General features: G+C 66.8%; 10 protein-coding genes and 3 pseudogenes. 6 read left to right on the top strand and 7 right to left on the bottom strand.

All coding sequences use genetic code 11. The features are described 5' to 3' along the window. Window positions 1-15: 15 nt before the first annotated feature. The 5 genes from H4687_RS44720 to H4687_RS44700 form a co-directional block, all read right to left on the bottom strand. Window positions 16-8,094, bottom strand: coding sequence for a SpvB/TcaC N-terminal domain-containing protein (locus H4687_RS44720; protein ID WP_046913444.1), 8,079 nt, complete (start codon window positions 8,092-8,094; stop codon window positions 16-18). Window positions 8,095-8,391: 297 nt separating this feature from the next. Beyond that, window positions 8,392-9,209 (bottom strand): IS5 family transposase gene (locus H4687_RS44715; protein WP_167358665.1). Its coding sequence is split into 2 segments (ribosomal slippage): window positions 8,392-8,849 and window positions 8,849-9,209, totalling 819 coding nucleotides; the frame shifts between segments, so codons are not numbered across the junction. Between the two features lie 70 nt (window positions 9,210-9,279). After that, a protein-coding gene (locus H4687_RS44710) for an IS5 family transposase (protein WP_167358665.1) occupies window positions 9,280-10,097 on the bottom strand; the annotation gives its coding sequence in 2 pieces (ribosomal slippage) (window positions 9,280-9,737 and window positions 9,737-10,097; 819 coding nt in all). A gap of 60 nt (window positions 10,098-10,157) precedes the next feature. Further along, the gene (locus tag H4687_RS44705) at window positions 10,158-10,316 is read right to left on the bottom strand and encodes a hypothetical protein (protein WP_159026211.1); all 159 of its coding nucleotides are present in this window, start codon (window positions 10,314-10,316) and stop codon (window positions 10,158-10,160) included. Then, entirely contained in the window at window positions 10,313-10,459 is a 147-nt protein-coding gene (locus tag H4687_RS44700) for a hypothetical protein (RefSeq protein ID WP_159026212.1), read from the bottom strand. The genes H4687_RS44705 and H4687_RS44700 overlap by 4 nt, the downstream gene beginning before the upstream one ends. A 435-nt stretch (window positions 10,460-10,894) precedes the next feature. Between H4687_RS44700 and H4687_RS44695 the strand changes: the two are divergent. Both H4687_RS44695 and H4687_RS48800 read left to right on the top strand, forming a co-directional pair. Then, window positions 10,895-10,981, top strand: a pseudogene (locus H4687_RS44695) (IS5/IS1182 family transposase); the annotation flags it as partial. 22 nt (window positions 10,982-11,003) lie between these two features. Beyond that, window positions 11,004-11,460, top strand: a pseudogene (locus H4687_RS48800) (ISAzo13 family transposase); the annotation flags it as partial. Window positions 11,461-11,562: 102 nt separating this feature from the next. Here H4687_RS48800 and H4687_RS48795 read toward each other — a convergent pair. Beyond that, window positions 11,563-11,778 (bottom strand): annotated as a pseudogene (locus H4687_RS48795) (transposase); the annotation flags it as partial. A 308-nt stretch (window positions 11,779-12,086) separates the two neighbouring features. Here H4687_RS48795 and H4687_RS44685 point away from each other — a divergent pair. The 4 genes from H4687_RS44685 (at window position 12,087) to H4687_RS44670 (ending at window position 14,720) form a co-directional block, all read left to right on the top strand. Next, on the top strand, window positions 12,087-13,127 hold the full coding sequence (locus H4687_RS44685; protein WP_050399379.1) for a glycoside hydrolase family 5 protein: 1,041 nt from the start codon (window positions 12,087-12,089) through the stop codon (window positions 13,125-13,127). A gap of 191 nt (window positions 13,128-13,318) precedes the next feature. Further along, entirely contained in the window at window positions 13,319-13,531 is a 213-nt protein-coding gene (locus H4687_RS44680) for a hypothetical protein (RefSeq protein WP_050399378.1), read from the top strand. Window positions 13,532-13,717: 186 nt separating this feature from the next. Then, window positions 13,718-14,272, top strand: a complete 555-nt coding sequence (locus H4687_RS44675) for a transposase (protein ID WP_046917079.1) — start codon at window positions 13,718-13,720, stop codon at window positions 14,270-14,272. 169 nt (window positions 14,273-14,441) lie between these two features. Continuing rightward, window positions 14,442-14,720 carry a hypothetical protein gene (locus H4687_RS44670; RefSeq protein ID WP_050399376.1) on the top strand — a complete coding sequence of 93 codons (279 nt, stop codon included), beginning with the start codon at window positions 14,442-14,444 and terminating at the stop codon, window positions 14,718-14,720. On the opposite strand, the gene H4687_RS44665 is transcribed toward H4687_RS44670, so the two are convergent. Next, window positions 14,646-15,722 (bottom strand): ferritin-like domain-containing protein, encoded by a 1,077-nt coding sequence (locus H4687_RS44665; protein ID WP_225967016.1) that lies wholly within the window; start codon window positions 15,720-15,722, stop codon window positions 14,646-14,648. The two genes, H4687_RS44670 and H4687_RS44665, sit on opposite strands and share 75 nt — an antisense overlap. Window position 15,723: the final 1 nt, after the last annotated feature.

Raw genomic sequence — 15,723 nt, 5'->3', positions numbered from 1 at the left:
CAGCCCTGACATCCTTCAGTTGAACCAGCCAGAGATGGTCCGGCCGATGGCGATACTCGGGGCGATCGTGATGGCGCTGAGGGCTGCTCCGGTTGCCCCGATGATTATGGATGCGTCCTGATTGATACCGAGGGACTTCGCCGCGCCTTCGACGGCCGAGCCGTGCTCGGCAGCCACGTCGCTGATGCCGAGCGCCTCGTTGGCGACCTCACCGACCGCCACGCCCAGCCTGGCAGCGTCCACCACGTCACCGGCCACGGGGATCAGCCCGACAGCGTCCAGGGCGGCCGTGCCGGTGTTGCCCTGGGACGCCTCGTATCCGGCCGACGCGACGCCCGCGCTGATGCCGACGAACGGGATCACCTTGAGCGCCTTGGTTCCGAGCTTCTTGAGTGCGCTCTTCCCGCCTGCCTTCGCGCCCTGTTCGATTGCCTCGGTTCCGGCCTTGATCGCTTTGGCTTCTGTCTTCACGGCCTTGGACGCAGCCGTTTCCGACTTGACAACCTCTCCCGTCGGGCCGACCTTCGGCCCCTTCTCTGGTGCTGCCGCCCCGCCCTTGCGGACTGCTTCGACGTCACGCTGGTCCATGGGGACGTTGGACGTGCGCCAGTCGACCTCGGCAGCCGCATCGAGTTGCCCCTGCGGTGTGAGCTTGCCGCCGTTGCCCGCCCTCGCTCGATCCACCGCGTCGTCGATGAGCCCTTCCTGGGCGGTGTGGCGGGTCCTTGTCGTTCGCTTGCCGGTCTGATCCTGGACGTTGACGTCCAGGCCCTGTCCTTTGCGGCTGTGGAGCTCCTGCATGCGTTGCCTGTCCCAGTCGGCTTCGCTGATGCCAGACTCCGGGGCGTGGCGGGCTGCAGCGGTGTGGCCCGCCTGGACGGTGGCACCCTGGTTCATGCCGCTGGCCGCTCGGTGTGCTGCGGCCTGTTTGTTGCCGTACTTGCGTGCCTCCTTCGTGTTGATGTCCCATGGCTTGCCCCGGGGCGTCAACGGAGCACGTTTGTCCGTGAGCAGGTCCTGCACCGTGTTGCTCTCGTTCAACTCCTTGATCGGTTGGTCGAGATCCTCGAAACTCTCGCCCTGCGTGCCCGACGGGTCGACCAGCCGCGTCGGGGCATTGTGGACGTACGCGTACCGATTGGTTCCATCTTTCAGTCCGGCTGGGTCGGGCGATGTCCAGCGCCCCAGCCACGGCGCGTAATACCGCGCCCCGTGGTAATAGAACCCGCTTTCCTCGTCCCGCTCCTTCCCCGTGTACCGGTAGCGTTTCGCCGCCTCTGTCGTGCCGCGCCCTGCCTGGTAGGTGGAGCTGCCGTAGGGCGCGTACTCCTCGTAGGAGATGATCTGCGCCGCGTCGTCGAGCTCCAGCACCGCCGAGCCGAGGTGGTTGTCGAACTGGTAGCGGATCCGCTGCCGGGGTACTCCGGGCTCGGATCCCTCGGTGCGGGTCTCCACGAGGGCGATGCGCCGCTGGTCGTCCATGATGTGCAGCGTCTCTCGCACCAGCGGGTTCGCTCCGTGGGCGCGATAGATTTCGAGGGCCCCCAGGTAGACGCGTTCGTCCTTGACCTGGCCGCCGGGGAGTTCCGTCACCTTGCGTACCCGTTGCCCGCCTGAGTCGTAGACATACCAGGTGCGTTCGCCCTGGTGCAGTACGCCGTCGGCGTCCGCGGGGTTCACCGCCTGCCGTTGAGTCATCCGCAGCCGGTCGTCCTCGTCCCACCGCATGGTGTTCAGGTGCGGCATGTGCAGCAGGTTGCCGTGTGTGTCATAGCCGCCCCCCGCGGCGCTGTAGGTCTCGGTCACTCCGGCGACGGTGGTGCTGGTCAGTCGGTTGCTCGGCCGGCCGGGCTCGAGCCCGCTGGTCTCGGCGTAGGCGTAGGTGCGTGTCCATCCTGCGTGTGCCGGATCCGTGCCGCGGTGGCGCATTTCGAGGAGGTTGCCCACGGCGTCGTAGACGTATCGCTCCACAAACCGGCCTATGGCATTGCCGTCGCCGGGGTGAAGTACGGGGATGCGGGCAGCGTCGTTGTACGAGTGCGGGGACGGTGGGTTCGGCACGCCTCCGGCCAGGCCCAGGTGTTCCCGCCCGGTGGCCTCGATCAGCCGGGAGACGGCGTCGTAGGTGTACTCGGCGGCCGGCTCGACGCGCTGGTTGCGGAAGAAGACGGTCTGCTGGGCGGTGTCCCGGATGTGGGTGATTTTGCCGGCCGGATCGAAGGTGTAGTGGAGGTTCTGCACCTGGCAGCCGGGCCACCCCACCGGGGCCATGTCAGGGCAGTCGCCCGGGAAGGCGGCCGGGTCGCGGCGGGTGTGCAGGTGGGTCAGCCGGTAGGTGCGGGGGTCGTAGCGGTAGCGGGTGCGGACGCCGTTGCCGTAGTCGATGGAGGTGCGCTGGCCCTTGGCGTCGTAGTCGATGTCCCTGACCGCGGCGAGGGTCGCGGTGGCGGGATCGAGCAGGCGAGTCGGCTCGGCGGGCGAGTCAAGCCAGGCGTGCAGTCGTTCCAGCAGGCTGGCCTCGTTGTAGGTCGGCTGGATTACGTTGATCACGGTGCCGGGCCGGTCGCTGTGCGGGGCGACCGACTGGGTGGGGCGGTTGAGGGCGTCGTACCTGGTCCGGCTGGTGAAAATCTCGGGCTCCAGTGACGGGGAGCTGCTCCAGTCCAGGGTGGCTTTGTAGTCCCGGGCGAGGCGACGGCGTCCGATCAGCGGATTTCCCTTGAAGTCGTAGTCGTCGGTGGTGACGACACCGGCCTGGTCACGGTGTTCGATCAGCCGCCCGCGCGTGTTGCGCAGGTGCGGATCGGGGCGACTCTCTCCGTATGTGCTGCGTTCGACGACCAACTCGGCACCCGCGCCTTCGCGCAGGAAAGACTGGGTCGGCCGCTGAAGCGCGTCATAAGCGGTGCGGAAGCGGTGGCCGCGGCTGTCCCAGGCGTAGCGTGGCTTGCGCGCCACGTCGTGCAGCATCCGGCGTTCGCCCGCCTCCATGCTGGCATGGTGGACGGGGTTGCCCAGCATGTCGTGGTCGTACCTGATGATGACCCGGCTCACTGCGTCCGTCACTTCGCGCTGGTTGTTCTCGACGTCCAGGACGACGCTGGTGCGCTGGAACTCCTCGACCGGTGGCTGGGGGGCAGGCGCGTCGCTGTAGCGCAGCCGGTTGTGGACCACGGTGACAATGGTGCGGCCGAGCGAGTCGGCATGGGTGACGGTCGGCGTCGCGGCATGCAGCTCGGTCTGCCGTGCGGCTCGGGTCTCGTTGGCCCGGTCGTCCGCGTCCGGGTACTGGGCCGCCAACGCCGCTGTATGCGCCGGGTCGGTGCGCAGTGCGTGCCAGGTGGGCAGGTATGCGGCGGGCTCGAGGCGTCGGAAGTGGTCGCCCACGTGGACGTCGGCCGCAGGGTCGGCGACGAGCACGGTGTCCGTGACGTTCCAGGTCTCCTGCCGCCACGCGGCGAAGACCGTCTTCTCCCAACTGTGATCAGGCCGCAGGGTCGCGACCACTCGACCGATCGGATCGTAGAGGAGCACCGGGCTGACCCCTATGCGCACGTCGGACTCGAAGCGGTGGGTGTCGGTGAAGAACGGCTCGAACTGGCGGACGGCCTTGCCCTTGTTGTTGAACACCGTCCAGCCGCTGCCCACCCAGCGCGGGTCGATGTCGTGGGCGGTCAGCTGCGGCTGCCCGTCGGCGCCGATGATGATCGTGCCGTCGGCGGCGCGCTGCGGCACCGGTCCCGGCTCGGCCGGGACCTTCTGCTGGATCTCCCGGCCGAACCCGTCGACGAAGGAGAGGGCGACCTGGATGCGTGGGAGGCCGCCCGGGGCCAGCTCGGCGGCGTGCTGCTCCCGAGCGAGCGTGGCGATGGAGATCGGTGGCTTGCGTGCCGGGTCGGGCTCGCGCCAGTGGGCCGTCAGGTCATGCACCACGCGGCTGGTAGCGCCATCCAGAAGGGTGGCCGCCAGCGGTCCTCGGGGGTTGGCGAGAAACGCGTCGGTCTGAGCCCGGGTCAGGTCGGCGTGGAATGCCGCGGTCAGCTGGTCGCCCCGCGCCGGTACGTCTTCCGGTTTTCCCATCAGCGCGGTGCCGACGACCATGCCCAGGGCGTCGAAGACGGCTGCTGACCGGTTGCGGTTTGGATCCATGACCAACGCGGGTTGCAGCACCCGGTAGTCCTGTGCGAGCCGGACCGGTGGACTGGTCGGGTCGGTGTGGCGCTCCCCGACGGTGACCCGGTTGCCGAGCGCGTCACGGGTCTCCTGCAGCAGAAGGTCGTAGGCGTCGTATGTCGCCACACCCTCGGTGCTGACCGTCTCAGTGTGGAACGGATCGCGGTGACGGTGCGGCAGGAAGAAATGCTGTCGGGCGTGCGCCAGCTCCTGGGTCGGGGTGTCGTCCGGGTCCGGTGAGTAGAAGATCCGGCCAAGGGGCGCCCACCAGTTGGCGTCACCTTCGGTGTGCACGTAGCGGCCCTCGGTTGCCAGCATGGTGTCGGTGACCCGGTCGCCGTACACATGGGTGACGAGGCCGGGGGTGAAGGCGAGCTTGTAGCTCTGGAAGGGCAACCCCAGCGGCTGGAGCTCGCACAACTGGGCAGGCCCGGTGAGGTCGTCGCGGCGGTAGTACGTCCGTACGTGTTCGATCAGGCGCTTCTGCCGGGTCCCGGCGATGGGCGCGGCCTCGTAATCGAGCGGGGCCGCCGTCGCCACAGCGTCACGGATCTCGTCGAAGGTGAAGCGGGGGTGGCCCGTCGGCAGGCTCAGCCCGGTCAGCTCATAGGTGCGCGTCTGGCAGGGCAGCGGCGTGCGATGGTCGGAGGTCGAGTCGATGGCGTTGGTGACGTCGCTCTCGGTGTGTGTGATGAGGATCTGAGCCTGTCGTGCCTGATCGGCCGACGGGAGCGAGGTATCCGATTGGCGGCGTCCGTAGCCGATGCTCACCGAGCTGCGCACATTGCCGAAGTCGTCCACGGCCAGGGTGATGCCATGGGCTGTGCGCGGGTCGGCAGGTTTCCGCTCGTACTCGTAGGTGATGGCCTCGCGGGCGTGGGTGAGGAACACCGCGTGGCGGTTGCCGGCGCGTGATTGCAGCCGGCGAACTGTGAAGTTCTGCTCGGAGACGGTGTACGGGTGACCGTAGGGGTAGTCGTCGGTACCGGTCCCGTCGAGGGCGTAGACCTCCTGCCTGAGGACCGAGCCGCGAAGAGCGCGGCACGCCTGGCGTTCTTCCTCGGTGGTGAGGCCGGCGGGCAGCACGGTGTCGGTCAGCAGCAGGGCCCGCGCCTGCTCGTCGGTCAACCCGGGTTCGCGGTAGTACTCGCCTTTGTCGGAGGCGTCCAAGAGCCCTGCGAAGAAGTCCGACACGTGCGCGCCGCCGAGGTGGATGCCCGTGTGGAACCAGGTCCTGGTGAGCACCGGCGGCACGTGCGAGGAGGCGTCGACGTTGGTGCCGACCGGGAAGGCGGCGCTGCTCGACAGCGCGTCGATGTGCTCGGTGTCCTGCTGCTCCACCATGCCGAAGCCGCCGAACTCCCGTTCCTCGCCGTCGAAGTGGCCGTGGTGGTAGGCGTACCGGGTGACGAACCGGTTGTGGCTGACGTGGTCGTAGGTCTCGACCCGTTCGACAACGTGAACCGGGAACGGCAGGCGGCTCACCCAGGGGCGGCCGGCGCGCTGGTCCGCCAGGTAGAACTTCGTCGAGGGCGTGTAGTGGACTCTGGTCTCCGCTCCGAGGTTGTTGACCGCTCTGGTCAGCAGGTGGGGCTTGTCGCCGCCCATCAGGTCGACGTAGCGCATCGGTCGGCGATGGTCAGCTGGCAGGGGTGAGGACCAGACCAGACAGGCGGTGCCGTTTCCCAGCAGGTCGGCCGTGGTGACCGAGACACCGTCAGCGGTGGCCGGCAGCCCACGCAGCCGACGCGGATCACTGAACCGATTGCCCGCCTGGTTGAAGTAGAGGCATGGCCCATCGTGGTGCAGGTAGATGATGTCCGTGGTGCCGGAGCCGTCGATGTCGGCCAGCAGGATCCGGCGCTGGTCGAACGCGCCAGGGGTGTCGAACCATGGCGCGTTGTCCACAGTGACCTTGGCTCCGAACCGTCCGTAACCGAGACTCGGCCAGTAACAGACTTCTCCGTTACGGACGCGCACCAGGCCGGCCAGGCCGTCACCGCACATATCGGCCAGATGAACGGACTGGGTGCCGTCGGCGAATACTAGGCGTGGGCCGTCCTCCTCGACGAGCGGCTGGGTGACCCGCGTGGCCGGACCGAAGCCCTGCTCAGCGAGCGAGGGATGCCAGACGACGGCATCTTCCTCGGTGATCAGTACGTCGGCGTGGCCATCGCCGTTGAGGTCCACGAGCCGCAGGTTCGGGTCGCGGAAGTCGAGGTTGAGGCAGGACGTGAAGGGGCGGAAGGGCAGCCATCCCTCGTCGTCGTCATGCTCGTACAGACCAGGCGTGGGGCCGTCCAGCATCGCCAGGTCCAGGTGGCCGTCACCGGCGAGATCCACCAGCCGTGCCCGCCCGCCGGCCAGGAACAGGTTCGGCTTGGTCGCGACCAGTTCGGCCGGACCGAATCGGGCGGCGGTGGAGTCGGTGCCTTCGTCAGGGAGCGGGCTGCGGTTGCGGTGGTAGATCCAGCCGCCGCTCAGCTCGGTGAGTACCCCCGGAATCCCCTCGCCATGCAGGTCGACCCACTGACACACGCCGTCGTAACCGACTGGCAGGCTTTCCGGGCGTTCTGCCTCGACATCGCGCACCTCGTCCTGGACGACTGCCTTGCTGTACTCGAGCTCCAACGGCGGCAGCGACTGCTTGAGATAAGTGGCGTACGTGACACCGCCGCGCACCACGGCGGGCTGACTGTCGTCGCGGACATATCCGGATTGGGTGACCCTGCGGATGAAGGATGCGATGCGGGTACTGCCCTGATGGGCCAGTTCGTCGTCCACGGAGACCGGTCGACTGTAGTCGAGGTCGGCATAGTCGAACTCGGTGGACCGGACCAGTCCTTCGTAGCCGTCCTCCCCGGTCGGCAGGTCGGGAATGTGGTGGAACATCAGCACGCGGCGGCACCGGCGGTAGGTTCGCACCTCGAAGCCGGCACGATGCGAGGAAAACGGGTCGGGGCGCGCGGCCCACGGATGGGCCGGCGTCACGGAAGCCCGGGCGAACTGGTGCTGCTCGGCCGAGGGCAGGCTCGGGTCGGGATCGACGGTCTCATAGTGACCCTCGTCGTAGTCGAAGACCACTTCGAACAGCCAGGTTGCCTGGCTCAGGTCCGGTTGGACGAGCCGGGAGACCCGGTTGCCGTACTTGATGCGCTTAAGGTACCGGTTCGCTTTGCGCAGTCGGTTTCGTTCGCTTGCCAGAGAGTGGTCGACATTGTCAGTGTTCTCCGCCGCGTACTCGTAGACGACCGCGTTGCCCTTGTCGTCGAAGCTCTCGCAGATGAGCCAGCTGAAAACGCGAGACGATTCCTTTGACGGCTGGTGGTCGGCCGGACGCTCGATGCGGGAGCGGCTGTCGGTGCCGTACAGCGTCGTCACATTGTCGGCACTGACGGAACGCCAGTGCATATCGCCGGTGGCGACATGGGTCCAGCGTTCGATGCGAGCGAAGAGCCCCTCGGTTCTCGGACGGTACCGGTGTACGACATATCCGGGTGCGCTGGTGTCGTCGACGAAACGGGTGCCGTCCGGCCGGAGTACGGGCACCAGGTCCTCGACACCGGACAGGATGTAGACGTCGGACTCGTCGGCGTCGCGGTACTGCGGAAGGCCTTTGTCGGTCTTGCGTGTGATCGAGGGCAAGGCCAGGTTCCAGCCAAATCCGAACGGCCCGTTGCCCGCGTCCGAGTTGTAGGAGAGCGCGAGTTGCGGTCCGAAACCGGAGCGACCCGTGCTGGTGGCGATGGGTACCGTCATCGCTCCGGTGCCGGTGACCGGGTTCGCGGCGAACTTTTCGCCTATGCCGCGAACGGCACCTCCGCCTTTGGGCAGGGAGATGGACGGGGGTGCGGGGAGGGAACTCCCCTGGACCTGTTGGTCGCCAGCCGCCCGCCCCGAGGCCCGCTCAGGCGCCGCCATGGTCGCCTGCTATGTTGCCGGGCCTGTCTGAGACTGCTCGTTCACACCGCAATTGGTTCCTCCCGTGGTGTGCATGAGGTCGCAATCCGTGTCAGCGGAGCCTGCAAGGGGGCCCGAAACTTCCATAATCTGTGCCGGCTTCTCCGAGCACATCCAATTCCACGCTACTCGCTACGCCCGGCATCGTCCTGCCATGCGCAGACCGCCGCACTTGCGCGCCCGCCAATCATCTGACCGATGATGTTCTGCTATCGGGGCATCAGCTCTGAACATTTCAGTCGCGCCCTCTAAGAGGTCCTAACAAAGGCGTTGGACGTGGCGGTGGGTGATCAGGCAGGTGGCGAGTCCGAGGAAGGCTTCGTGGATGTCGTCGCGTCGTTCCCAGCGGATGCGCAGTCGGCGGAAGCCGTGCAGCCAGGCGATCGTGCGCTCGACGACGTAGCGGAAGATGCCCAGGCCGCTGCCGTGCTCTTCTCCGCGTCTGGCGATGACCGGGCGGATGCCGCGGGTCCAGAGCAGGCGCCGGTACTTGTCGTGGTCGTAGCCGCGGTCTGCTAGGAGCGCATCGGGTCTGCGTCTGGGCCGGCCGACGAGGCCGGACACGGCGGGGACCTTGTCGAGCAGGGGCAGTAGCTGGGTGACGTCGTTGCGGTTTCCGCCGGTCAGAGACACTGCGAGCGGGATGCCCTGGGCGTCGGTGAGGACGTGGTGCTTGCTGCCCGGACGTGCGCGGTCGACCGGGCTGGGCCCGCTTTTGGGCCGCGCCGAGCGGCCCGCACGTGCGAGGAGTCGATCACCGCCCGAGACCAGTCCAGCTTCTTCGCCGCCCGCAGCTTCCTCAGCAGCACCAGGTGCAGTTCATCCCACACCCCGGCCTCGTTCCACGCGGCCAGGCGCCGCCAGCACGTCATGCCGGAACCGAAGCCCAGTTCCTGGGGCAGGTACTCCCACTGGATGCCGGTATGCAGCACGAACAGGATCCCGCACAACGCCTGCCGGTCCGGCACCCGAGGTCTGCCCTCCACCACCTTCGGCGGCGGCCCGGGCAGCAACGGCTCGACGAGCGACCACAGTTCATCCGACACGATCCATGGCCGCGACTGACGTTTCCCCACGACCAGACCAACGACCACCCACACCAAAAGTCACATGATCAACGACTTCTGTTAGGGCCTCTAAGAGGTCCTAACAAAGGCGTTGGACGTGGCGGTGGGTGATCAGGCAGGTGGCGAGTCCGAGGAAGGCTTCGTGGATGTCGTCGCGTCGTTCCCAGCGGATGCGCAGTCGGCGGAAGCCGTGCAGCCAGGCGATCGTGCGCTCGACGACGTAGCGGAAGATGCCCAGGCCGCTGCCGTGCTCTTCTCCGCGTCTGGCGATGACCGGGCGGATGCCGCGGGTCCAGAGCAGGCGCCGGTACTTGTCGTGGTCGTAGCCGCGGTCTGCTAGGAGCGCATCGGGTCTGCGTCTGGGCCGGCCGACGAGGCCGGACACGGCGGGGACCTTGTCGAGCAGGGGCAGTAGCTGGGTGACGTCGTTGCGGTTTCCGCCGGTCAGAGACACTGCGAGCGGGATGCCCTGGGCGTCGGTGAGGACGTGGTGCTTGCTGCCCGGACGTGCGCGGTCGACCGGGCTGGGCCCGCTTTTGGGCCGCGCCGAGCGGCCCGCACGTGCGAGGAGTCGATCACCGCCCGAGACCAGTCCAGCTTCTTCGCCGCCCGCAGCTTCCTCAGCAGCACCAGGTGCAGTTCATCCCACACCCCGGCCTCGTTCCACGCGGCCAGGCGCCGCCAGCACGTCATGCCGGAACCGAAGCCCAGTTCCTGGGGCAGGTACTCCCACTGGATGCCGGTATGCAGCACGAACAGGATCCCGCACAACGCCTGCCGGTCCGGCACCCGAGGTCTGCCCTCCACCACCTTCGGCGGCGGCCCGGGCAGCAACGGCTCGACGAGCGACCACAGTTCATCCGACACGATCCATGGCCGCGACTGACGTTTCCCCACGACCAGACCAACGACCACCCACACCAAAAGTCACATGATCAACGACTTCTGTTAGGGCCTCTAAGGCATGGGGCTGATGGTGCCGTCCTCTGCCATGTCGAAGAGGCCCTGGGTCTTGCCGTCGACCTTGGTGTGCTTGAGCCAGTGCTTTGACAGGTTGTGCAGGTTCTTGTGCTGGCCTTCCCAGACCACCCGGTGTCCGGCACAGGCCATCTTCACTTGGGCCGGTGCGGGCCGGTGATGGCGTCGTAGAGCGCGGGAACGGAGAAGGTGAGCAGAGGATCGCCACTGTCCGGCGTGGCGTTCGCGGTTGTGTCGTACTCCCCGTAGGCGATCAGCACGGGCACGCTTCCGCCGAGCACGCGACCTGCGGGACGTTCCGCTCGGTCCGGATGTATTCGACTACTGCGTCCAGTTCGTCCCAGTCGCTCTGGGAGTTGTTCAGTTGGAACGGGTAGCTGGGCGTCCTCTGGCCAGAGAGCGGGGGCACAAGCAGACTGGTGCGGAGCCGGATTGACGTTGCACGGATCCTCCATACGAGGCCGCGTCGACTTGCCCGACCCCGCTATGACATCTCGGCCGGAACCAACCGTCCCTTTGAGTGCGTCTGGCGGAGTTGCGGGTTGAGGAGTGGTAGAAAGCTCCGGCTACAGCAATCTCCTGCTGGCGTGCGTCGTACGTTTTGCAAGCTCGGGGCTGACGTAGACGGCGCAGAGCACGACAGCCATGCCCGCGCGTGAAGGTGAATACTCGCGATGCACTCCCGTATCAGGATCGCACTGCGGCACCTCGTCTGCATCTTGCCCCAGGGCGGTGGCCTGCGTCGGCACGGCGACCGCGAAGTGCTGGCCGCGATCGTCATCGTGGCGACCTCGGGCTGCACGTCAGATGGCACCGCCACCCTAGCCGGACCGTGCGAGGGCACCGCCGATCCCGGCCGAAGCCACCCACCTGCTCACGCATCCTGTCCTGACCGGCATGTCCCGCGAGCTGTTCGACCGGCTCGTGGACGAACTCGAGCCCTGCCGTCGGGTCTTGGCCGATGCGGAGCAGGAGAGAGGAGGGGCCTCACCCGGCGCGGATACAACCCCGGGCACCGCCACCGCGTCCTGGCCGCCGTCCTGAGCCGCCGCAACACCGTCGCCCTCACCCTGACGGCCTGACTTCTCGGCCGGGACAGCAACACCTTGAGTTGCCACGCCCACCGAACCATGCCCCTGGCTGGCCTACGCCGCCGCCCCCGACATCACTGCAGCCATCCCCCAGCGCCGACGAACCCGCCCACCCCGCACGATCGACGCCCTCCAAGACGTGATCGCTGACTACAAAGGCAACATTCAAGTCCGGTAGTAGTTACCGATAGTTGACGACTCCTCACCAGTGCGTCTCCCCCGGCGAAATACTTCGCCGCCTTGCACAGGATCTCGCGTTCCTCCTCCAGGTCGCACACATTCCTGCGCCGTGCCGCGTTCTCCGCCTCCAGCGGCGTGGGCGGCTCCGCGGGTCCCTCCGTCCGACACCCCTTCGGCCGGTTCGCCCCGGCCGCCTGTACCCAGTTCCGCAGCGTCTCCGGGTTGACTCCCAGATCAGTCGCGACCTGCCTGATCATCGCTTCAGGGTGCGACCGGCACAGCACGACCGCATCCGCCTTGAACTCCGGCGGGCAGTGCTTCGTGACCAGAGATGTCCGTTCTCAGATCCTCAGAATCCAGTGTTTCGCGTGTCCAAGATCAAACACCCCAGTAGGCATGGGGCGGATGGTGCCGTCCTCTGCCATGGAGCGCGGGGTCGCCCTCCCAGGAGCCCGACGCAAAACGCCCCGGCACCGCTCCGCACAGCAACCCAGCCACCGTCCACAGGCTCCCGACTCTCGGAACTGCTTGTCCCCTGGTCCGCAGCTCGCCGAAAGACCCCGCGGGCCTCCCTGCGGGCACCGCTCAGGAGAGGCACTCTTGAAAGAGAGCATGAAGAAAAATCTGAGGAGGGGACATGCAGAAGCGACCAAGGCATCTGCTGCCCACGGAAGCGGCCACGGCGCTGGCGTCCACGTCCGGAGCCGCCGATGAGGCCGAGGCCGCCATCGGCATCCGCGTCAGCAACGGACGCGTCGTCGAGGCCAACGGCAACGACTTCGTGATGCGCGGCGTCAACCATCCTCACGCTTGGTACACCGACCGGACGGGCTCCCTCTCCGACATCAAGGCGAAGGACGCCAACACCGTCCGCGTGGTGCTCTCCAGCGGCCATCATTGGCCGATGACCAGCACCGCTGAGGTCTCTACCATCGTCCGGCTGTGCAAGCGGAACCGGCTGATCTGCGTGCTGGAGGTGCACGACACCACCGGTTACGGCGAGGTGAGCGGCGCCGCCACGCTCTCCGAGGCCGCCGATTACTGGATCAAGGTCAGAGGAGCACTGCAGGGCCAGGAGCAGTACGTCGTCATCAACATCGGCAACGAGCCGCACGGCAACAAGGATTACGAGCGCTGGACTTCCGACACCAGCGCCGCTATCCGGAAGCTGCGAGGCGCCGGCTTCCGCCACGCCATCATGGTCGACGCCCCCAACTGGGGTCAGGACTATTCGGGTACCATGCGCAACCACGCCCACACGGTCTTCGACGCCGACCCCAACCGGAACACGATCTTCTCGATCCACATGTACGGGGTCTACGAAAACGCCGAGACGGTGCGGGACTACCTCGACTTCTTCGTCAGCGCCGGATTGCCGATCCTGATAGGTGAGTTCGGCGACTGGCACACCGACGGCAACCCCAACGAGGACTCGATCATGGCCACCGCAGAGGAACTCAGCCTGGGATACTTGGGCTGGTCCTGGAGCGGCAACACTGGCGGCTACCTGGACATGGTCGACAACTTCAGGGCCAACTCCCTGACCGACTGGGGCAAACGCATTTTCAGCGGCACCGACGGCATCGCAAGCACCGCGAAGGAGGCCACCATCTACGCCAGCGGAGGTAGCTCCGGCGGCAATGGCGGCACCGCCCCGAGAGGCTACCTCTACGCGTGAACGGCGTCCCGACCGACCCCCACACGGACGGGCCGGACTGGGGGAACCAGCGGTTCTCTGTCGTGTCGGGCCCGCCCGGTGGCGTAGGCAGCGAACATCTCTATTCTGTGCCGGTAACTTGGCGAAACCGGCCGTGCGGGCTTTCCTCACACCTCGGCACTTTGCTCAATGACAACCAGATAGGGGTCACAATGATGGATGAACTGACCTTCGTCACCCGCAGCACACTCGTGATGAAAGACCCTGGAATGTACGGAATCGAGAGCGTCCTCATCAAGAAGCACGTGTTCAACGCTTCCAATCCGATTCTGCGAGGTGCTCTGCTATATGACGCCGAAAGCGGGCAGAACTACTTCGTGACGGACGACGACCTCGCTCGGTACGAGCAGTCACCGCCGGAATGACCCTGCCATCGGCAGCACACGTCTAGCTTGACTCTGTCGGGGATCTTGGAGTTTCCCGGTGCGGCAGCAAGATCGACGGGTGTACGTGACCGCCTCTGTGGGCTGTGGTGCGACGAGGACTTCGCCGACTGGTACCCGTGAGACGGGCGTCCGGGGCTCTCACCTGCCCAACTGGCCACCGTCTGCGTGCTGCGGTTCCTGCTCGGCCTGTCCGACCGACAGGCCGCCGAGTCGGTCCGCTGCCGCATTGACTTCAAGTACGCCATGGCCATGGAGCTGGACGACCTCGGCTTCCACCACAGCGTGCTGGCCGACTTCCGAGACCGTCTCTCCGAAGACGACCGCGCCGACCGCCTGCTCGACCTCGCACGTGCACCACCACCACCGACAGCGCCCGCACCGTGGGATTTCCTCCACGAGAGCTCCGTGACCTGCAACTCCGTGTCCGCCGCCGAGCAGCAGACACCCGAGTGGAAGGCGCGTTACGCGGTCCGCTCCGGAGTGGAGGGCACAGTCAACGAGTCCGCCCATGGCCACGGCATGCGGCGCTGCCGCTACCGAGGGCAGGGAAAGGCCCACATCCAGCACGTCCTGACGGCCATCGCCGTCAACATCGAGCGCCTCAGCGGATTGCCACCGGCCGAGGAAGCCCCCATACGCCGCCGACCGACTGCCTTCCCGAGCTACCTCGACCAGCGCGAGTTACCTCGGCTGAAATCCTGGCGCACCCTGGGCAGTTGACCTCGCCAACCCCAAGATCCCCGGCAGAGTCAAGCTAGGGCGTGTATCGAAACGGTCGGGCCGGGCCGGCTCCAGGCGGGCCCAGCACCGACAGGCCCGGGCGGGCCGCCTGCACCCAGGGCGGCCCGCCCGAACCCTGTCACGCTCCCACCCGAGACCGAAGGACCGGATGAAACTCACCATCGACACCGACAAGGTCGCCGACGCCGCCCAGTGGGCGCTGCACGCCATCCCCGGCAACCCGCCCGCCCCAGTACTGGCCGGCATGCGCCTCGTAGCCGACGACAACACCCTGCTCCTGAGCAGCTTCGATTACTACCGCTCCGCCCGCGCCCGTGAGGCCGTACCTCAGCGGCAGCCTTCGCGTGTTCGATCAGGCTGGGATGTACAGGAACTCGGGTCCGTATGTCTGCCCGCTCCCGTCCGGCAGCTCGTGGCGCATCAGTGAACGGGCGGGACTCGCCAGGCTCCGCATCTTCGCTTCAGCTTCTTCCAAGGCTTCGCTCGCTGCCTGCGGATCGTCCGTCTGCCACGTCTTCGTCAGCCATCGCAGCAGTTCGCTGTAGCGCTGGTTGAATTTTGTGAGGAGTTCCTGCACCTCGGCGTCGGGACGGTGCATCGGCTCCTGTGCCCAGCCTCCCTTGGGCACGCGCCCCATCCGGTGGGCCTCGGGCATCACGATGGGATCGCCTTGGTAGGCCCACCCCTCGGGAGCCGTCGGCACCTCGACCAGCTTCTTGCCCTGCAGGATCTGGCGGAACTCGTAGTAGTGGGCGAGTTCGCCCTCCCTGCCGAAGTAGCGGTTCCTGGGTGAGCTGTGGCTTCCCTCGCCCTGTTCCATGATGACCTGGATGGCGTTGTCCACGGACTTCGGTGTGGAGAGCGGGACGAGGCTGTTTCCCATGCCGTGGGCGTTCGTCATCTCCCTCTCGACCTGTCTGTGGCCTTTGATCAGGTCGGCGTTCTGTTTGAATGCTTGCCGGACAGCGCTGTAGAAGGCCCCGATCGACGTACTGGGTTCCTCGAATTCGGCGACGGGATCCTCGGGCCGTTCGATCTGGCAGTACATGTCGACGGAAGCGCGGCTCAGACCGCTGAGGAACACGGAGAGCTTGGGCCGTACCCCCCCGGGCAGCGGACCAGGATACTTCGGAACCAGATCGGGGTCTGCGATGCGCGGGGACCCGCCGATGGTGGTGAGCATGTTGCATGCCAACCCCATGTGGGACATCTCGTCCATGACGATCGCCAAGATGGCGTCGTGGACGGCCTTGTCCTTCTCCGGGTCCTTGATCGACCACAGTCCGCACAGATACGGAGGGATGGTCGCGAGCTCCAGCATGACCGCTAGTTGCAGGGCGTCCTGCAACCACCGGTGATTTCGCTGCGGTTCGGGCTGGCCCATCAAGGCGACGATTGCCTTGCCCTCATAGGCGAGAGCTTGGGTCAAG

Source organism: Streptomyces stelliscabiei, from assembly GCF_014873495.1.
Lineage (GTDB): Bacteria > Actinomycetota > Actinomycetes > Streptomycetales > Streptomycetaceae > Streptomyces > Streptomyces bottropensis.
Note: the sequence above shows the minus strand (reverse complement) of the source record. Positions and strands in the feature narration are given on the sequence as shown.